This is a genomic window from Aquabacterium sp. (assembly GCF_035476535.1).
Taxonomy (GTDB): domain Bacteria; phylum Pseudomonadota; class Gammaproteobacteria; order Burkholderiales; family Burkholderiaceae_C; genus Pseudaquabacterium.
This window is the reverse complement of sequence record NZ_DATILJ010000051.1, coordinates 22,700-41,601: the sequence shown is the minus strand read 5'-3', so window position 1 is coordinate 41,601 and position 18,902 is coordinate 22,700. Positions and strand designations below refer to the sequence as shown.

16 protein-coding genes are annotated in these 18,902 nt (G+C 67.6%); 14 read left to right on the top strand and 2 right to left on the bottom strand.

Annotated elements, in window-relative coordinates; all coding sequences use genetic code 11:
* The 4 genes from VLK61_RS05470 to VLK61_RS05455 form a co-directional block, all read left to right on the top strand.
* A partial coding sequence (locus VLK61_RS05470; RefSeq protein WP_325419071.1) for a hydantoinase/oxoprolinase family protein occupies positions 1-1,614 on the top strand: 1,614 nt, incomplete at its 5' end.
* Between the two features lie 14 nt (positions 1,615-1,628).
* Positions 1,629-3,287, top strand: coding sequence for a hydantoinase B/oxoprolinase family protein (locus tag VLK61_RS05465; RefSeq protein WP_325419070.1), 1,659 nt, complete (start codon positions 1,629-1,631; stop codon positions 3,285-3,287).
* Complete coding sequence (locus tag VLK61_RS05460; protein ID WP_325419069.1) at positions 3,284-4,129, top strand: SDR family oxidoreductase; 846 nt, start codon at positions 3,284-3,286, stop codon at positions 4,127-4,129. Before VLK61_RS05465 ends, VLK61_RS05460 begins: the two co-directional genes overlap by 4 nt.
* 17 nt (positions 4,130-4,146) lie before the next feature.
* Entirely contained in the window at positions 4,147-4,848 is a 702-nt protein-coding gene (locus VLK61_RS05455) for an HpcH/HpaI aldolase family protein (protein ID WP_325419068.1), read from the top strand.
* Between the two features lie 7 nt (positions 4,849-4,855).
* Here the strand turns inward: VLK61_RS05455 and VLK61_RS05450 are convergent, their stop codons facing one another.
* Positions 4,856-5,770 (bottom strand): TetR/AcrR family transcriptional regulator, encoded by a 915-nt coding sequence (locus tag VLK61_RS05450; RefSeq protein ID WP_325419067.1) that lies wholly within the window; start codon positions 5,768-5,770, stop codon positions 4,856-4,858.
* Between VLK61_RS05450 and VLK61_RS05445 the strand changes: the two genes are divergently transcribed.
* Both VLK61_RS05445 and VLK61_RS05440 read left to right on the top strand, forming a co-directional pair.
* Positions 5,664-7,781 carry a molybdopterin-dependent oxidoreductase gene (locus VLK61_RS05445; protein ID WP_414636773.1) on the top strand — a complete coding sequence of 706 codons (2,118 nt, stop codon included), beginning with the start codon at positions 5,664-5,666 and terminating at the stop codon, positions 7,779-7,781. The genes VLK61_RS05450 and VLK61_RS05445 overlap by 107 nt on opposite strands.
* Before the next feature lie 41 nt (positions 7,782-7,822).
* Positions 7,823-8,743, top strand: coding sequence for a DUF1295 domain-containing protein (locus VLK61_RS05440; RefSeq protein ID WP_325419065.1), 921 nt, complete (start codon positions 7,823-7,825; stop codon positions 8,741-8,743).
* Here the strand turns inward: VLK61_RS05440 and VLK61_RS05435 are convergent.
* The gene (locus VLK61_RS05435) at positions 8,740-9,699 is read right to left on the bottom strand and encodes a LysR substrate-binding domain-containing protein (RefSeq protein WP_325419064.1); all 960 of its coding nucleotides are present in this window, start codon (positions 9,697-9,699) and stop codon (positions 8,740-8,742) included. The two genes, VLK61_RS05440 and VLK61_RS05435, sit on opposite strands and share 4 nt — an antisense overlap.
* Positions 9,700-9,804: 105 nt before the next feature.
* Here VLK61_RS05435 and nac point away from each other — a divergent pair, with 105 nt between their 5' ends.
* From nac to VLK61_RS05395, 8 genes are all read left to right on the top strand, one after another.
* Entirely contained in the window at positions 9,805-10,707 is a 903-nt protein-coding gene (gene nac / locus VLK61_RS05430; protein WP_325419063.1) for a nitrogen assimilation transcriptional regulator NAC, read from the top strand.
* A gap of 172 nt (positions 10,708-10,879) precedes the next feature.
* Entirely contained in the window at positions 10,880-12,010 is a 1,131-nt protein-coding gene (locus VLK61_RS05425; RefSeq protein WP_325419062.1) for a methyl-accepting chemotaxis protein, read from the top strand.
* A 23-nt stretch (positions 12,011-12,033) separates the two neighbouring features.
* Complete coding sequence (locus tag VLK61_RS05420) at positions 12,034-12,402, top strand: response regulator (RefSeq protein WP_325419060.1); 369 nt, start codon at positions 12,034-12,036, stop codon at positions 12,400-12,402.
* A gap of 11 nt (positions 12,403-12,413) precedes the next feature.
* Positions 12,414-12,749 carry an STAS domain-containing protein gene (locus VLK61_RS05415; RefSeq protein ID WP_325419058.1) on the top strand — a complete coding sequence of 112 codons (336 nt, stop codon included), beginning with the start codon at positions 12,414-12,416 and terminating at the stop codon, positions 12,747-12,749.
* Positions 12,746-14,977 (top strand): chemotaxis protein CheA, encoded by a 2,232-nt coding sequence (locus VLK61_RS05410; protein ID WP_325419057.1) that lies wholly within the window; start codon positions 12,746-12,748, stop codon positions 14,975-14,977. The genes VLK61_RS05415 and VLK61_RS05410 overlap by 4 nt, the downstream gene beginning before the upstream one ends.
* A 9-nt stretch (positions 14,978-14,986) precedes the next feature.
* Positions 14,987-16,609, top strand: coding sequence for a methyl-accepting chemotaxis protein (locus VLK61_RS05405; protein WP_325419056.1), 1,623 nt, complete (start codon positions 14,987-14,989; stop codon positions 16,607-16,609).
* A 53-nt stretch (positions 16,610-16,662) separates the two neighbouring features.
* Positions 16,663-18,279 (top strand): methyl-accepting chemotaxis protein, encoded by a 1,617-nt coding sequence (locus VLK61_RS05400; protein ID WP_325419055.1) that lies wholly within the window; start codon positions 16,663-16,665, stop codon positions 18,277-18,279.
* Between the two features lie 12 nt (positions 18,280-18,291).
* Complete coding sequence (locus VLK61_RS05395; protein ID WP_325419054.1) at positions 18,292-18,861, top strand: chemotaxis protein CheW; 570 nt, start codon at positions 18,292-18,294, stop codon at positions 18,859-18,861.
* The last annotated feature ends 41 nt before the right edge of the window (positions 18,862-18,902 follow it).

The window sequence follows — 18,902 nt, the reverse complement described above, 5'->3', positions numbered from 1 at the left end:
TCGGTGGCGGTCTGCCTGCTGCATGCCTACAAGTACCCGCAGCACGAACAACGCATTGGCGAACTGCTGGCCGAGTACGCGCCCGGTGTCTCGGTCTCGCTGTCGTCCAGCGTCTGCCCCGAGGTGCGCGAATACGACCGCGCCTCCACCACGGTCGCCAATGCCTACACGCGGCCGATGATGGTGCAGCACGTGGACCACCTGGAACGTGAACTGGGCCAGCGCGGCGTGAAGAGCCAGCTGCTGTGGATGACGTCCAGCGGCGGCGTCGTGCCCAGCAGCAGCGCGGCACGCACGCCCGTGCGGCTGATTGAATCGGGGCCCGCTGCGGGTGCCGTCGCCGCGGCCGATTACGCCCGCATCGCCGGCGAACAGAGCGTGCTGTCCTTCGACATGGGTGGCACCACCGCCAAGCTGTGCCTGATTCCCGATGGCCAGCCGCAGATCGCCAACGAGCTGGAAGTGGCGCGGCATGAACGCTTTCGCAAGGGCAGTGGCTTCCCGCTGAAGATCCAGTCGATTCACATGATCGAGATCGGCGCCGGCGGCGGCAGCATTGCGTCGCGCACCAAGCTCGGCACGCTGCAGGTGGGCCCGCGCAGCGCCGCCGCGGCGCCCGGCCCGGCCTGCTATGGCCGCGGCGGCACCGAGCCGACGGTCACCGATGCCGACCTGCTGCTGGGTTACCTGGACGAGAAGTCCTTCCTCGGCGGCGACTTCGCGCTCGACCGCGCCGCGGCGCAGAAGGCGATGGCACGCCTGGCGGACCAGTTGGGCATCAGCATCGAACGTTGTGCCTTCGGCATCCACGACATGGTCAACGAAAGCATGGCCGAGGCCGCTGCGATGCAGGCCACCGACAGCGGCGTCGATCCGCGCGCGCTGCCGCTGATCGCGTTCGGCGGTGCGGGGCCCGTGCATGCGTATGGCGTGGCGCGCAAGCTCGGCATCAAGAAGCTCATTGCGCCGCTGGGTGCGGGCGTTACGTCGGCGATCGGGCTGCTGGGTGCACCAGTGGCGGCCGACCTGTCGACCAGCCATCCGATTGCTGTGCCGCAATGGGACGCAGGCGTGGTGAAGGGCGTTCTGGCATCACTGGCGGCACAGGGCCGCGAGGTCGTGCTGGCCAGCGGTGTGCCCGCGCAGGACATCCGGTGCTCCTACACCGTCGACATGCGCCATGTCGGCCAAGGCCATGAGATCTCGGTGGCGCTGCCCGACGGCGACCCGGCCACGACAGCGTTCCTGGATGAACTGCTGGTGCGATTTCATGACGCGTACATCAAGCTTTATGGGCGCAATGTGTCCGGCACCGACGCCGAGGTCATCACCTGGCGCATCCGCGCCAGCGGGCCGAAGGGGTCTGTGTCCGTCAGCAGCATGCGCGGCGAAGCCAAGGCCGTGCGCAATCCACGCAAGGGCAGCCGGCCGGTGTACTTTGCCGAGTCCGGTGCTTATGTGGACACAGCGGTGTATGACCACTATGCACTGGCGCCCGGCGTGGCCGTGCAAGGCCCGGCCATCATCGAGCAACGCGAGTCCACGGTGGTCGTTGGCCCGAATGCCAGCGCCGCGCTCGATGCGCAATTCAACCTGATCATGCTGCTGGATTGAGTGAGAAACGAATCATGAGTCTGAAGCACCCCGACTACAACGACCCGATCACGCTGCAGGTGATGTGGGACCGCCTGGTCTTCATTGCCGACCAGGCTGACAGCGCACTCGGCCGCACGGCCTTCAGCCCCATCGTGCGCGAGAACCACGACTACGTCACTGTCGTGCTCGACGCCCAGGGCCGGGCGCTGTCGCAATGCACCTGGTCGATCCCGGTGTTCATCACCTCGCTGCCGATGGCGGCACAGAACCATTTCCTGCCGGCCTTCCCGCCCGAGACGCTGGAACCCGGCGACGTCATCGCGACCAACGACCCGGTGATCGGCACCGGCCACCTGCCGGACATGGTGATGCTGACGCCTATCTTCCGCAATGGCAGGATCGTGGCCTACGCCGGCAGCATTGCGCACCTGCCCGACATCGGCGGCCGCCCGCAGTCGCCCGACTCGACCGACATGTTCGAGGAGGGCATCCGCATCCCGATGCTCAAGCTCTACAAGGCCGGCAAGCCGAATGTGGACGTCTTCGCCGTCATCGAAGCCAGCGTGCGCCTGCCCAACGAAGTACGCGGCGACATCCAGAGCATGGTGGCTGCAAACGAGGTGATGAGCCGCGAACTGACACGCTTCATGGACGAATATGGCCTGGACGATGTCGCAGGCCTGGGCGCCGCGATCCACGGCCGCTCGGAAGCCCACATGCGCAAGGCCATCGCTGCCTGGCCGCAAGGCAGCTACAAGGCCGAAGTCACGATCGACGGCTTCGAGAGCGACGTCAAGCTCTGCGTCGATGTGCAGGTGCGCAAGGACTCGATCCACGTCGACTATGCCGGCACCTCGCCCGAGGTGGCGCGCGGCATCAACGTGGTGCCGCACTACCGCGTTGCGCACACGGTGTACGCACTGAAATGTCTGCTCGACCCGGAGACGCCGAACAACGAAGGCTGCATGCTGCCGATCACCGATGAAGCGCCGCTGGGCAGCATCCTCAACCCGCATCCGCACGCGGCCGGCGCGGCACGCAATCTCGTCGGCCACGTGATCCCGAGCCTGATCTTCCGCGCCTTGCAGGGCGTGGTGCCGGACCGCGTGAAGGGCGACAGCGGCGGTGCGCCGATCTGGGGCATCAACTGCCAGGGCCACACGGCCGACGGCAAGGCCTATGGCAGTGCGCAGAACTTCCATGGCGGCCAGGGCGGGCGTTCGACGATGGATGGCCTGGACACCTTGAGCTTCCCGTCGAACTGCAAGGTCACGCCGATCGAGATGTACGAACTGGCGGTGCCGGTGCTGACCGAATGCAAGGCGCTGATTCCCGATTCCGGCGGTGCCGGCAAATACCGCGGCGGCCTGGGCCAGCGCGGCGTGCTGCGCAACCTGTCGGACCGGCCGATGAACGTTTACCTGTCGACCGAACGTGTCAAGCACCCGTGCTTCGGCGTCGTGGGTGGCGGTGACGGCAGACCTGGCGCGGTCCGGCTGAACGGCGAGGCCGTGTTCCCCAAGGGCAAGCTGACATTGCAGCCGGGCGACCGGCTGCAGCTCGAACTGCCGGGTGGCGGTGGTTGGGGCCATGCGCTCGAACGTCCGCGCGAGCTGGTCGAGAGTGACCTGCGCGAAGGCCTGGTCAGTGCAGCGCATGCACGCAGCGCCTACGGGTGGACCGGCGTATGAGCGCCCCGAAGCCAACCGAAGCCGAGCGTGCCCCGCTCGGGAACGCCTTGCAGGGGCAGCTGGCCCTCATCACCGGCGGCGGATCGGGCATCGGCCGCTCGACCGCGCTGCGCCTGGCGGGCGAAGGGGCGCGTGTGGTCGTGACCGGCCGCCGGCAACAGCCGCTCGACGAGGTTGTGGCCGAGATCCACGCGGCAGGCGGCGAGGCCTGGGCCCGCAGCGCCGACCTGCAGCAGCGAGAAGCTTTGCAGGCCCTGGTGAAGGGGATCGAGGCCGATCTCGGTGCGATCGACATCCTGATCAATAACGCGGGCGCATCGAGCCGCGTGCGCAACATCCTCTGGGTTGAGCTGGAGGATTGGGACGCGACGATCGCGGTGAACCTGAACGCCGTCTACACGCTGATCCAGGCCGTGCTGCCCGGCATGCTCGCCAAGGGCGGCGGCACGGTGGTGACGGTGTCCTCGCTGGCCGCAGTGCGTCCGGGCCTGCTGGGCGGTGCGCCGTACGGCGCGGCCAAAGCGGCGGTGAGCAACCTGATGACGTTTCTGCACGCCACATTCCGCAACCAGAACATCCGCTCCACGACCATCCTGCCCGGCGAGGTCAATACGCCGATCATGGACACCCGCGTTCGCCCGCCGACTGCCGCCGAACGTGAGCGCATGGTCGACCCCGACGACGTGGCCCGCGCGATCCTGCTGGTCTGTTCGCTGCCGCCTCGCACCACCATCGAGCAATTGGTGATCAGCCCGACCTTCGCCCGCGACCAGGGGCCGGACACCGAGATCAGCCGCTGGATGGGGGCGCCACAAGACTGGCCCGGCCGGCCTTCGTCCTGACAACCCCAGAGATCCCCATGAGCAAGACCCTGAAAGAACGCATCGCCAGCGGCACCCCGGTGCTGATGGTCAATCCGAACCATGTGTCACCGACCCTGTGCGAGAAGCTCGTGCGCTCCGGCGCCGATGCGGTGTTCATCGACTGCGAGCACGGCCTCGCCAGTTTCGAAGACATCCACCACATGGCCAAGGCCGCGCGCTACGCCGGCGGCTTCGGCATCGTGCGCCCGCAGAACCAGGAGCGCTCGACGATCACACGCTGCCTCAACGCCGGCGCCGACGGCTTGATGGTGCCCTTGATCCACACCGCCGAGATTGCGCGCCAGGTGGTGCAGCATTTCCGCTACGCCGTGCCGGACGAGCATGCGAACAAGCTGCTGATCGGCATGGTCGAATCAGTCGAGGCGGTGGCCAACCTGGATGCAATCCTGGCCGTCGAAGGCATCGATGTGTTCTTCGTCGGCCCCGGCGACCTGTCGCAATCGATGGGCTATTCACCCAGCGTGCCGGCCAGCGGCAAGCGTGCGCAGGAGGTGCTGGATCTCGTCGACAAGACACTGCAGCGCATCCGTGCCGCCGGCAAGGCGGCTGGCACGCTGGTCGTCAAGCAGGACGCGGCGCACCTGGTGGCACAGGGGGCGCAGCTGCTGTACTACCACGCCGACCCGTTCGTGGTCGATGGCGTGAGCACCATGAGGCAGTTGACGGTGCTGCGCTGATCAGGCGCTAGGACTTTCGCAAGGCCGATTCGCACTGCCTGCACAGTTGATCGACCCACCCGTCCAGCGTTCGAATATCCCCCGAGCGCTGACGGAAATATCGCGCCCCCCATACAGCGAGTGCGAGGGCGGCCACCTGGTCACGCTCGGGACGCGGCCCCTCCCAATTCTCGACCAGCGCAACCCAGCGTCGCTCCAGCCTCGCAAAGAAGCGGGTGTAGTCACCGCGTCGCGCCAGCGATGACTCCAATTGCAGCATCTGATCGTCGCAGTAGCCGTCCGCCTGGAAGTCGCAGCACGCGCCTATGAAGCGGTGCAGCCGCTCCCTCCAGTTGCCCTCAGTGCGCGCGAGTTCAGCGTCCAATCGTGCCAGCGCCGTGTCGGCAAGGTGGCGGGCATAGCCTGAGAGCAGCGCGTCGACGTTGGGAAAGTATTCGTACAAGGTGCCGATGGCGAAACCCGACTCGAGCGCCACGTTGCGCATCGTCGCCGCCGCCGGACCGTCTCGAGACCAAATCCGAACAAATGCGTCGTAGATCACCAAGATCGTGAACCGGGAGCGCCGCTGCCGCGGTCGTTTGTGCGGCTGCGCGGGGGCGCTGTCCTGTGCGGCAACCCCGGCCACCAAATCCGAGCGCCGCTTCTGCCTAACTTCTCTATGCTTGGTCACAGGGGTCGATCCTTCGTTCTTCCCGTCCGGAATCACTCGAGAGTGGCCGTCGGCAGCGCCGATTTTCATTGTGGCAGCGCGCTGCCGCCCCATGCCGACAGCCATGGCGCGACCTTCGGCCGCCTTACCACCGTTGACGCCAAACATGTCCGAAGTCCAGACCCATTTCAGAACCTGCAACATCTGCGAGGCCCTATGCGGCCTCGAGATCAGCCACCAGGCCGGCGCCATCCTGTCGATCAAGCCGGACAAGAAGGATCCGTTCAGCCGCGGCCACATCTGCCCCAAGGCCGTGGCGCTGCAGGACTTCCACGCGGATCCGGACCGCATCCGCACGCCGCTGCGCAAAACGGGAAGCGGCTGGCACGAGATCAGCTGGGACGAGGCCTACGCGGAAATCGGGCAGCGGGTGCGTGCCATCCAGCAGCAGCGCGGGGCGGACAGCGTGGGCGTCTACCTGGGCAACCCGAACGCGCACAACCTGGGCAACGCCCTCTTCCTGCCGCGGTTCCAGAAGGCACTGGGCAGCAGGAACCGCTACAGCTCGGCGTCGGCCGATCAACTGCCGCACCACGTCGCCGCGAACTACATGTTCGGCGCGAGCATGGCGATCTCCGTGCCCGACATCGACCGCACGGACTTCATGCTGATCATCGGGGGCAATCCCGTCGTCTCCAACGGCAGCATGATGAGCGGCGCGGGCATGGCCGGACGCCTCAAGGCCCTACAAAAGCGCGGTGGCAAGGTCGTGGTGATCGATCCGCGCCGCACCGAAACGGCCAAGATCGCCAGCGAGCACCTCGCCATCCGCCCCGAGGCCGATGCCTTGCTGCTGTTCGCGCTGATCCGCACCGTGATCGAGGAAGGCCGGGTGGACCTCGGCCACCTCGAGGGCAGGGTCGACGGCTACGAACACATCGCGACCGCCAGTGCTGACTTCACGCCGGAGCGCGTCTGCGCCGCGGTGGGCATTCCCGCGGACCGCATCCGCCGCCTGGCGCGCGAGTTCGCAGCCGCACCGTCGGCCGTGTGCTACAGCCGCATGGGCGCCTCGACGCAGTCCTTCGGCGGGCTGTGCCAGTGGCTGACGGTCGTGCTGAACGTCGTGACCGGCAATTTCGACCGCGAAGGCGGCGCGATGTTTCCGCAACCCGCCTTCGATCTGCTCGCTCGGGTCCAACGCAACGACCCGGACGCGCGCCCGCCGGCACGGTCGCGTGTGCGTCAGCTGCCGTACTTCAGCGGCGAGTTTCCGGTCGCCACCCTGGCCGATGAGATCCTGACCGAAGGTGCCGGGCAGATCCGGGCCATGTTCACGATCGCCGGCAACCCGGTGCTGTCCGCGCCGAACGGCGACCGCCTCGACACCGCCTTCGCGCAGCTGGACTTCATGGTCTCGGTGGACATCTACCTGAACGAGACCACCCGGCACGCGGACATCATCCTGCCGGCCACGACCGGGCTCGAAATCGCCCAGTTCGATGTGTTCTTCAACAGCTTCGCGGTGCGCAACCCCGCGAAGTACTCGCCGCCGCTGTTCCAGGCGAAGGGCAAGCAGCGCCACGACTGGCAGATCCTCAAAGGCCTGATCGCCTGCCTGACCGGTGCGGCCGACGATGGCACCACCCCCGAGATGCTGCTCGACGCCGGGCTGCGATCCGGCCCCTACAAGGACCAGGGCCTGAGCCTGGCGATGCTGTCGGAGCACCCGCACGGCCTCGATCTCGGTCCGCTCAGGCCGTGTGCGCACGAACGCGTCAGAACCCTCAATGGGCACATCCGGCTTGCACCCGGCCTGTTCCTGAACGACCTGCCGCGCCTGAGCGCAGCGCTCCGTGCCGATGCGGGCGAGTGCGAGAACTACCCCTTCAGGCTGATCGGCCGGCGCCTGGTGTGGAACCACAACACCTGGACGCACAACTCGCGGCGCTTGCTCAAGGGCGCGGGCCCGATCACCGCGCAACTGCACCCGTCGGACGCGAGCCGCCTCGGCGTCAGTGCCGGACAAGTCGTCACCGTGCGCTCCCGAACCGGGCAGCTGGACATCGAGGTCGAGATCGATGACGACATGCTCCCCGGCGTGGTCAGCATCCCGCAAGGCTGGGGACACCATCGCCCCGACATCGGCATGCGCACGGCCGCCGGGCATCCCGGCGTGAGCATCAACAGCCTGACCGACGGCGGGCGCGTCGACCCGCTCACCGGCAATGCCGCATTCAACGGCACGCCGGTGGCCATCAGCGCATCACGTCAGGCGGGCTGATCGCTCCTGACAGTCCATCCCCATTCCGCATCCGCCCGCCCATGGTCTTCATCGCCCCGCTGCTGCCGTTCGTCGGTGCCTCCCTCCTGTACTTCTTCCTGCCCGACATGGCCCGGCTCGGCTGGATCAACGGCGTGGGACAGCTGCTGCTGTTCACGCTGGTGGTCTGCATCCCGGCCTGGCGGACGGGCCGGCTGTCCTATGTGGACATCGGCTGGCCGCTGGGCTTGGCGCTCATCGGCCTGGTGGCCCTGAGCTTCGCCCAGGGCGTGGGCTGGCGCCGGCTGATCATCGGCCTGGTCTACCTGTTCATGGGCCTGCGCATGGGCCTGGCGGCGCTGAGGATGTGGCACGCAGGGCACTTCAAAACGGAGTTCCCGCGCTACCAGTACCAACACCTGCGCTGGGAACGCAAAGGCATCACCAAGGTCCGGCTGATGATCCAGGTGGAGGCGCTGGTGCAGGGCTTTGCCAACATCTCCTTCCTGGCCTTCCCTGCCTTCGTCATCGCCACCAACCGGAGCGAGCAGGTTCATGCGCTCGAAGTCGCGGGGCTGCTGCTGTGGCTGGCCGCTTTCGCGACGGAGAGCCTGGCGGACGCGCAGAAGCTGGCGTTCCTGCGCGAGATGAAGCGACAGAACCAGACGCGCCGGGTCTGCAACGTCGGCTTGTGGCGCTACAGCCGGCATCCCAACTACTTCGCCGAATGGATGGTCTGGAACGCGCTCGTCGTCGCGGCCATTCCCGCCTGGCTGGATCATCACGGCCGCAGTCCGCTGGCAGCGTGGGCGCTGCTGGGCATCGGCATCCTCTACGTGTCGCGCATCATGTACACGACGCTGGTGCACTACACCGGCGCCAGGCCCGCGGAGCACTTCTCGGTGCAAAAGCGACCGGAGTACAAGGCCTATCAGCAGGCGACCAACATGTTCTTCCCCGGACCGACCCGGGACCCGGGCTAGGCCGCTGCTGCGCCCGCCGGCGCACGAACCCCGACGCATCGACCGGTCTCGACCAGTTCGTGCACCAGCGCGCCGAGAATGTCGCGCACGATCAGCGCCGGCTCGCTCATCGTCTGCTGCGCCGAGACACACAGCGACACCGTGGTCTCGATGCTGGGTTCGATAACGCGGCGGATCACTGGCAGCGCCGGTCCGGCGAAGGTGCTGGCCAAGGCCCAGGGCAGGATCGTCGCGCCGAGCCCGGCCTCGATGGCCTCGCGCAGCGTGGCCGCCGATTCGATCTCGGCGGTCACGCGGGGCTGCAACTGCGCGCTCGCGAACGCGCTCTCGATCAGGCGGCGCAGGTAGTGCGTGCGCCCCGGCAGCAGCAGTTCCATGCCGGCCAGCACCGCCAAGGGAATCGTCGCTTCGCAACCAGCCGGCAACACGGTGCCCGGCGGCGCGATGAAGAACAGCTCTTCCACCAGCATCGGTTCCAGCTGCACGCCGGCCAGCTGGCTGGGCGCGTAGATGATGGCCATGTCCATGCGGCCGGTCATCACCATCTCGCTCAGCACCAAGCCGAAGTTGTCGTTGATGAACAGGCGGATGCCGGGGTGGTTTTCGCGCACGGCCTTCAGCAAGGGCGTCGAGAGAATCGAGGTCGTGCTGTAGGTCGCCAAGCCCACGGATACCGTGCCCGACACAGTCCCGGCATGGCGCGCGACGTCGCGCTCGGCGCGCTCGAGCTGGTCCAGCATCAGCTTCGCATGACGGTAGAGTTCCCGGCCGGCCGCCGTGGGCACCACGCCGGTGTTCGAGCGCAATAGCAGCTTCTGTGCGAAGTGGCTTTCCAGCACCGCGATCTGCTGGCTCAAGGCCGGTTGCGCCACCTTCAGCGCGTTTGCGGCGGCCGACAGGCTGGTCGTCTCGACCGCTGTCACAAAACTGCGCAGGATCTTGAAGTTCAGCGCCATGGCCGCGATTGTCCCCCGGGCGCATCGCGAGGGTTGCGCCGATTGACGCTGGTGTGCCGCTTGCTTCAGCATCGCCGAGAACCCCTGCCCAACATGTACCGCTGAATGAACCTCCGGCGCCTGAAGTATTTCGTCAAGATCGTCGATGTCGGCAGCCTGACCCAGGCCGCCGAGATCCTGCACATCGCCCAACCGGCCTTGAGCCAGCAGATCGCCACGCTGGAGAGTGAATTCCGCCAGCAACTGCTGCTGCGCACCAAGCGCGGCGTCACGCCGACCGAAGCCGGGCGTGTGCTGTACCGCCACGCCCAGCTGATGCTCAAGCAGTTCGAACAGGCGCAAGCCGATGTGCGCAATTCAGGGCGTGCGTTATCGGGCCAGGTGTCGGTGGGCCTGGCGCCCGGCACGGCGGCATCGGCGCTGGCCTTGCCCTTGTTGAAGGCCGTGCGCGGGCGCCACCCGGATGTCGTGCTGTACCTCAACGAGAACCTCGGCACCACGCTGTGCGAGCAGGTCGGCAACGGCCGCATGGACATGGCCGTGCTCTACGGTGGCCGCAGCATCGTGCAGGGCCTGAGCTTCGAGCCGCTGCTGACCGAAGAACTGGTGCTGGTGACACCGGCCGGGGACATGGGCGACCCGCAGCCGGTGGCGCTGGCCGACCTGCGCCATGTCGAGCTGCTGTTGCCCCGCGCGCACAACTACCTGCGCCAGTATGTCGACGAAGCCTTCGCCAGCCTGCAGATGGTGCCCCGCGTCGTCGCCGAGATCGAGTCGGCGGCCACTTTGTCCGCCGCGGTCGCGAGTGGCGTTGCGGCCACCGTGCTGCCGGCCTCGGCCGCGCGTGCGGTGGCCGAGTCGATTCAGGCACGCATCTGTCGCATCGTGTCGCCAGCGATTGAAGTGCCGCTGGCCCTGTGCACCTCCGACCGGCTGCCGCTGTCGGAGCCGGCACAGGCGGTGCGGGCGATCATTCTCGAACTGGCGGACGGCCTCGAGACGCCCTGAGCGCATCGCTCCCGCCCCGCGTGCCCGCAGGGCCGGCCAGGTGCGAGGTAGGGGAAGCCTGACCCCGCGAATCAGGCGAATCTGAAGTCATTTGCAATCACTTCTGATTTTGTAAGTACCCGCTAGCGACGATGTTACGGGTATGCAATCTTCTGATTCCATCCTTGACACCTTGCGCAGGCAGCCCTGGGCCGCGGGCCTCGCGCCGGTGTGCGCGCTGCTCGCCGGCTGGTTGCTGGGCGAGGCCCGCGTGCACGCAGTTCTGCCCTGGCTGGGTCTTGGGCTGGCGGCGTTGGCACTGTTCCTGGTTTGGCGTCGCGAGCGGGCTGCGGTGGCGCGCACCAGCGCCGCGCCCGGCGTTCCCGGCCTGGACGCCTTGTGCACCGAGGTCCTGCCGGTCTGGGCAGCGCATCTGGAAAGCTCGCGTTCGCAGACCGAGGCCGCCATCGTCGGCCTGTCGGAGCGGTTCTCGGGTATCTGCGGCCGCCTGTCGTCCACGGTCGATCTGTCCCGCCGGGGTGCGGGCAACCAGAGCGTGGTGCTGGCGCTGGGCTCCAGCCGTGATGCGCTGAGCGGCCTGGTCACCGAGCTCAAACAGGCTGCCGGCAGCAAGAACGGCGTGCTGGGAACGATCGAACAGCTGACCGGCGTCAGCCACGAGCTGAAGGACATGGCCAGCGACGTGGCCGCCATCGCGCACCAGACCAACTTGCTGGCCATCAACGCCGCCATTGAAGCGGCGCGCGCGGGCGAGGCCGGCCGCGGTTTTGCCGTCGTCGCACAGGAGGTGCGGGTGCTGTCCAACCGCTCGGCCGCCACTGGCCGCCAGATCGCCGAGCGCGTCGAGTCGGTCGATGAGGCGATGCGCGCGATCTTCCAGGCCGTGCAAGGCTATGTGGCCCACGACGCCCAGATGGTCGGCCACTCCGAGCAGGCCATCGGCCAGGTGCTGGGCGCGTTCGAACGTGTCACCGGTGCCTTGAGCGAAAGCGCCGCGCTGATGCAGCGCGAAGGCGAAACCCTGAACACCGAGATCAGCCAGGTGCTGGTCGAACTGCAGTTCCAGGACCGCACCAGCCAGATCCTGCGCCATGTCATCGACGACACCGAGCGGCTGCATGCCGCACTGGCCGTGGCCGCCCAGGCGCTGGCCGCCGGCGAAACAGTGCACGCGCTTGACGTGCCAGCCTGGCTGGAGGCCCTGCGCAGCACCTACACCACGCCCGAGCAGCAGCAGTTGCATGGGCGCGGCGCACCGGCCGGCAAGACGAGCGAGCCGAGCGCCGAAGTCACTTTCTTCTAACAAGACAAACGAACGGAGTTCCCATGGCAAAGACCATTCTGATCGTCGACGACTCGGCCAGCGTGCGCCAGGTGGTGAGCATCACGCTCAAGCAGGCCGGCTACGACGTGATCGACGCCGCCGACGGCAAGGAAGCGCTGACCAAGCTCGACGGACGCAAGCTGCATCTGGTGATCAGCGACGTCAACATGCCGCGGCTGGACGGCATTGGCCTGCTCAAGCAGATGAAGGAGATGCCAGCCTACAAGTTCACGCCGGTGATCATGCTCACCACCGAGGCCGGCGACGCCAAGAAGCAAGAAGGCCGGGCCGCCGGCGCCAAGGCCTGGGTCGTCAAGCCCTTCAACCCCGACCAGCTGCTGGGCGCGGTGGCCAAGCTGGTCCTGCCCTGAGCGGCGCCGCGATGAACGCGACCCTCGAACAACGCGGCGCGCTGCACTGCCTGCGCCTGGAAGGCGAGTTGTGCATCGTCGACAGTGCGCCGGCCAAGGCGGCGCTGCTGCAAGCGCTGGACGCCGCCGCCGAACTCGACATCGACCTCGCCGGCGTCAGCGCGATCGACACCGCCGGCCTGCAGCTGCTGATCGCCGCCAAGCGCGCGGCCGGCACAGCCGGCAAGACGCTGCGCCTGGTCGGCCACAGCGCGCCGGCGCTGGAGTTGATCGAGCTGTACGACCTGGCCAGCTGGTTCGGTGATCCGCTGGTGCTGCCCGCCACCTCCGCAGGAGTTGCCGCATGAACATGCATGAAGCGCTGATCACCTTCTTCGCCGAAAGCCGCGCGCTGCTGCACGACATGGAAGACGCGCTGCTGCGCCTGGAGGAAGCACCCGACGATGCCGATGCGATCAACGCGGTGTTCCGCGCCGCCCACACCATCAAGGGCTCGGCCGGCCTGTTCGGCCTGAACGACATCGTCGCCTTCACGCACGAGGCCGAGAGCGTGCTCGACCTGGCGCGCGACGGCCGGCTGGCCATCGACGAAGCGCTGTGCGAGCTGCTGTTGCATTGCCGCGATCACATCGAGCTGCTGGTGCGGCACGCCGAAAGTGGCGACGCGCTCACCGACAGCGCTCGCCAGCACGGCCAGGCGCTGCTGGCCCGGCTGCTGGCGCGGCACGGCAAGGCCGAAGCAACGACGGGTGCCGCGCTCACCACTCTGCCGACCACGCAGACCGAGGCCGAAGCGCTGCCGCGCGACGCCGAGGCGCCGGAGAACGAGTGCTGGCACATCTCGCTGCGCTTCGACACCGACGTGCTGCGCCATGGCCTGGACCCCGCGTCGTTCATCCGTTATCTCGGCACCTTCGGTCAGGTGGTGCACATCGCGACACTGCACGAATGGCTGCCGCCGCTGGACGAACTCGACCCCGAGTGCTGCCACCTCGGCTTCGAGATCCAGTACCGCAGCGACTGCGACAAGCAGGCGATCGAGGCGGCCTTCGAGTTCGTGCGCGACGATTGCCAGCTGCGCATCCTGCCGCCCGGCAGCCGCGTGCAGGACTACGTGCGCCTGATCCACGAGCTGCCCGAGGACAAGCTGCGCCTGGGCGAGTTGCTGGCCGCCTGCGGCGCGGTGACGCAGCGTGAAATCGACGAGGCCTTGCAGGAGCAGCAGCGCGGCGCGCTGCGCCCGCCCTTGGGCCAGGTGCTGGTCGACGAACACGTGGTGCGGCCCGAAGTCGTCAACGCCGCGCTGAACAAGCAGAACGACGCGCGCGCCCGCCAATCGCAGGAGGCGATGTTCATCCGCGTGCATGCCGACAAGCTGGACATGCTGATCAACCAGGTGGGCGAACTGGTGATCGCCGGCGCCGGCGTGGGCCTGCTCGCCCAGCGCAACAAGGACGGCGCGATGCAGGAGGCGATGTCGTCGATGTCGCGCCTGATCGAAGAGGTGCGCGACGGCGCGATGCGCCTGCGCATGGTGGAGATCGGCGACACCTTCAACCGCTTCCGCCGCGTCGTGCGCGACATCTCCAAGGAGCTGGGCAAGGACATCGAGCTGGTGATCACCGGTGCCGACACCGAGTTGGACAAGTCGGTGGTCGAGCGCCTGGGCGACCCGCTGACCCACCTGGTGCGCAACGCGATGGATCACGGCATCGAGAGCGGCGAAGTGCGCGCCGCCGCCGGCAAGCCGGCGCGCGCGACCATCGAGTTGAGCGCCTGCCACGAGGCCGGGCACATCGTCGTCGAGGTGCGCGACGACGGCGCCGGCCTGAACCGCGAGCGCATCCTGGCCAAGGCCGTGGAGCGCGGCCTGGTCGACGCCGATGCCCAACTCGCCGATGCCGAGGTCTGGAACCTGATCTTCGAGCCGGGCTTTTCGACCGCGTCGCAGATCAGCAACCTGTCCGGCCGCGGTGTCGGCATGGACGTGGTCAAACGCGGCATCGAGGCGCTGCGCGGGACCGTCGAGATCGACAGCGCCGCCGGCCTGGGCTCGACCATCCGCATCCGCCTGCCGCTCACTTTGGCCATCATCGACGGCTTCTTGATGCGTGTGGCCGGCGTGCACCAGGTGGTGCCGCTGGACATGGTGCTGGAGTGCGTGGAACTGAGCACGGCGCTGGCGCCGGGGCAGGACTACTTCGACCTGCGCGGCGAGGTGCTGCCGCTGCTGCGGCTGCGCGAACACTTCGCGCTGCAGGGCCAGGCGGGCCGGCGCCAGAACGTCGTCGTCGTCAAGGCCCAGGGCCGCAAGGCAGGCCTGGTCGTCGACGAACTCAAGGGCGAGTTCCAGGCGGTGATCAAGCCGCTGGGCGAGCTGTTTGCCGCGGTGCGCGGGCTGACCGGCTCGACCATTCTCGGTTCGGGCGAAGTGGCCCTGGTGCTCGATGTGCCGGGGCTGCTGGATGGCGCGCAGCGCGCCCGCCCGGGGGCCCCCGCCCGCACACCGCGGTCGGGCACGCCGGCGGCCGGTGTGGAACGCGTTTCACACGACCCGGCACGGGTCTCACACTAGGGAGCCGACATGACGATCGCCAAGAAGATGGCGCTGCTGGTCCTGTTCGCCCTGCTGGGCATCCTGCTGCTCGCCGGCGTCGCGCAATACCAGATGGCGCGGGTGTACGAAACGGCCAACTACGCCAACGTCAACACCGTGCCCAGCATCCTCGTGATCGATGAAGCCTTCGCGCCGATGGCGGTGCTGCGCGCCCAGGTCTGGCAGCACCTGGCTCAGAGCGAAGACGCCAGGATGTCGGAGATCGAGAAGTCGATGACAGACAACCGCCGGGCCATCGACGACGCCTTGAAGAAATATGAAGGCCTGTTGAGCGACGACAAGGACAAGGCGCTGCTCGCGGCCGATCGTGCCGCACTGGCTGATTACGACGGGCTGCGGGACAAGGCACTGGGCCTGTCCCGCCAGAACAAGAATGCCGAGGCCCGCGACCTGCTGATGGCCAACCTGGCGGTGGCCGGCAAGGTCTGGGATGCCTTTCAGGCACACCGCAAGTACAACGAAGACCTGGGCAGGAAGGCCGCCGAAGAGGCCGTGGCGGTCAAGGCCGCGGCCACGCTGATCGCGCTGCTGGTGGCCGTCGGCACGGTGCTGGCGGTGGGCGGCCTGGGTTTCTTCATCACGCGCAATCTGCTCGGCCAACTCGGCGGCGAACCCGCCTACGCGGCCGACGTGGTGGCCCGGGTGGCTGGCGGCGACCTGAGCTTGCAGGTGGCTGTCAAGCCGGGCGACACGCGCAGCATGCTGGCGGCAATCGCCGGCATGCGCGAGAAGCTGGCCCAGATCATGAACGAGGTGCGAAGTGCCGCGGACGCGCTGTCATCCGCTTCCGAAGAAGTCAGCGCCACCGCGCAAAACCTCAGCCAGGGCGCCAGCGAGCAGGCCGCCGGGGTTGAACAGACCTCGGCCTCGGTGGAGCAGATGAGTGCGTCGATAGCGCAGAACACCGACAACGCCAAGGTCACCGACGGCATGGCCACCAAGTCGGCCAAGGAGGCCGGCGAAGGAGGTGCCGCGGTCAAACAGACCGTGGCGGCGATGAAGAGCATCGCCGGCAAGATCGGCATCGTCGACGACATCGCCTACCAGACCAACCTGCTGGCCCTGAACGCGGCGATCGAGGCCGCACGAGCCGGCGAACACGGCAAGGGTTTCGCGGTGGTCGCCGCTGAGGTGCGCAAGCTGGCCGAACGCAGCCAGGTGGCGGCGCAGGAGATCAGCGAACTGGCCGGAAGCTCAGTCGATATGGCCGAACGTGCCGGCACGCTGCTGGACGCCATGGTGCCCAGCATCCAGAAGACCTCCGAACTGGTGCAGGAGATCACCGCCGCCTCGCAGGAACAGGCCAGCGGCGTGGGCCAGATCAACAGTGCGATGAACAACCTGAGTCAGGCCACGCAGCAGAGCGCCAGCGCCTCCGAAGAGCTGGCCGCGACGGCCGAGGAAATGAGCAGCCAGGCCGAACAGCTGCAACAGCTGATGGCCTTCTTCACGCTCGACGGCCAAGCCGCCGGTGGCCGTGGCGGCAGCAGCCGCACGGTGCCCAAGGCCGCCGCGCCGCGCAGGCGTGTGCCACCGCTCAAGGCTACCGCCCCGACTGAGGCGACGGGTGGTGAATTCGTCCGTTTTTGACTCCGAGGGCAGGCACCGTGCTTCGCTCGACAACAAAAGGCAAGGGTATCGACATGAGACAACAGATGCGCGTGGGTACGAAACTGGCGCTGGGCTTCGGCATCGTCGTGATGCTGCTGCTGGCCATCGTGGGCATGTCGTTCAGCGGCATGTCGTCGATGCATGACAGCACGACGCTGATCCTTGAGGATCGCTACGTCAAGGTGAAGCTGCTCGACAGCGTCGTGCGCAACGCGCTGGACCAGGGCCTGAGGATGCGCGACCTGATCCTGGTCGCCGACAGCGAGGCTGACGGCGTCCGGCAAAAGATCCAGACCCTGACGACCGAGAACAACGAGCTGCTGCAGAAGCTCGACAAACTGGTCGTTGCGCCCAAGGGCCGAGAGTTGCTCGCGGCGGCCATGAGCAAGCGCGGCGAGCTGGCCTCCAGGACCGAAGCACTCTATGCGCTGGTGAAGACCGACAAGCCGCGCGCGCATGAGTTCTTGCTGAAGAACTTCGTCCCGACCAATCGCGCGTACATGACGGCGCTGCAGGAGCTGTCCCGCTTCCAGGGCGAACTGATGGATGCCGATGCCAAGGCCTCTGCCGAGCGCTACGCGAGTGCCCGCGTGACGATGCTGGCCATGAGCGCGGCGGCCGTGCTGGCGTCGGTGCTCGTGGGCTGGTTGATCACGCGCGGCCTGCTGCGCCAGCTCGGCGGCGAGCCGGGCTACGCGGCGGGGGTGGTCGGCCAGGTCGCCGCGGGCGACCTGAGCGTGCAGATCGTGGTCAGGCCGGGCGACACCAGCAGCATGCTGGCCGCCATCGCCGGCATGTGTTCGAAGCTGGCGCAGATCATGGGCGAAGTGCGCGGCGCGGCGGACTCGCTGTCGTCGGCCTCGGAAGAGGTGAGCGCCACCGCGCAGAGCCTGAGCCAGGGCGCCAGCGAGCAGGCGGCCGGCGTCGAGCAGACTTCGGCGTCGGTCGAGCAGATGAGCGCGTCGATCTCGCAGAACACCGAAAACGCCAAGGTCACCGACGGCATGGCCAGCAAGGCCGCCAAGGAGGCCGGCGAAGGCGGCGAAGCGGTGAAGCAGACCGTGGGTGCGATGAAGAGCATCGCCGGCAAGATCGGCATCATCGACGACATCGCCTACCAGACCAACCTGCTGGCACTGAACGCGGCGATCGAGGCAGCACGTGCCGGCGAGCACGGGAAGGGCTTTGCGGTGGTGGCGGCGGAGGTGCGCAAGCTGGCCGAGCGCAGCCAGGTGGCGGCACAGGAGATCAGCGAACTGGCCTCGGGCAGCGTCGACAAGGCGGAGACCGCCGGCAAGCTGCTGGACGCCATGGTGCCCAACATCCAGAAGACCTCCGAACTGGTCCAGGAGATTGCCGCGGCCTCGCAGGAGCAGGCCAGTGGTGTGAGTCAGATCAACAGCGCGATGAGCAACCTGAGCCAGGCCACGCAGCAGAACGCCTCGGCCTCGGAAGAGCTCGCCGCGACGGCCGAAGAGATGAGCAGCCAGGCCGAGCAGTTGCAGCAACTGATGGCCTTCTTCAAGCTCGAAGGCGCCGCGGCGATGAGCGCGCCCCCCACCCCCAGGGCCGCCATGCCGCGCGGCAACGTGCACTTGGCCAAGGTCGCGCTGGCCCCCAGGGCCGCCGGCGAATTCGTGCGTTTTTGAAGGAGCGCCGAGATGACAAGCAACGCCATGGTCAACCTGCAGCAGCCCAGCGCCGCGGCCGTGGCCGCGGTCCACGAACCCAGCCAATACCTGACCTTCACGCTCGGTGCCGAGATGTTTGCGATCGGCATCCTGCACATCAAGGAGATCATCGAGTATGGGCAATTGACGGCGGTGCCGATGATGCCCGGCTTCATCCGCGGCGTGATCAACCTGCGCGGCGCGGTGGTGCCGGTGATCGATCTGGCCAGCCGCTTCGGCGGCACGCCCAGCCACATCACGCGGCGCACCTGCATCGTCATCGTCGAGCTGCAACTCGGCGACGGCGAGACCCGGGTGCTCGGCGTGGTGGTCGACGCCGTGAGCGCGGTGCTGGACATCGCCAGCAGCGACATCGAGCCGGCGCCGGCCTTCGGCACGCGCATCCGCACCGATTTCATCGCCGGCATGGCCAAGGTCAACAGCCGCTTCGTGATCCTGCTCGATGTCGACCGCGTGTTGTCGATGGACGAGATGGCCGCGCTGTCCGGCGGCATCGAATCATCCATCGGCAGCGCACCGGCCGCGCTGCTGGGGTCATGAGCGCCCCCAAGACGGCATGCGTCGTTCGCGCACAGCAAAGC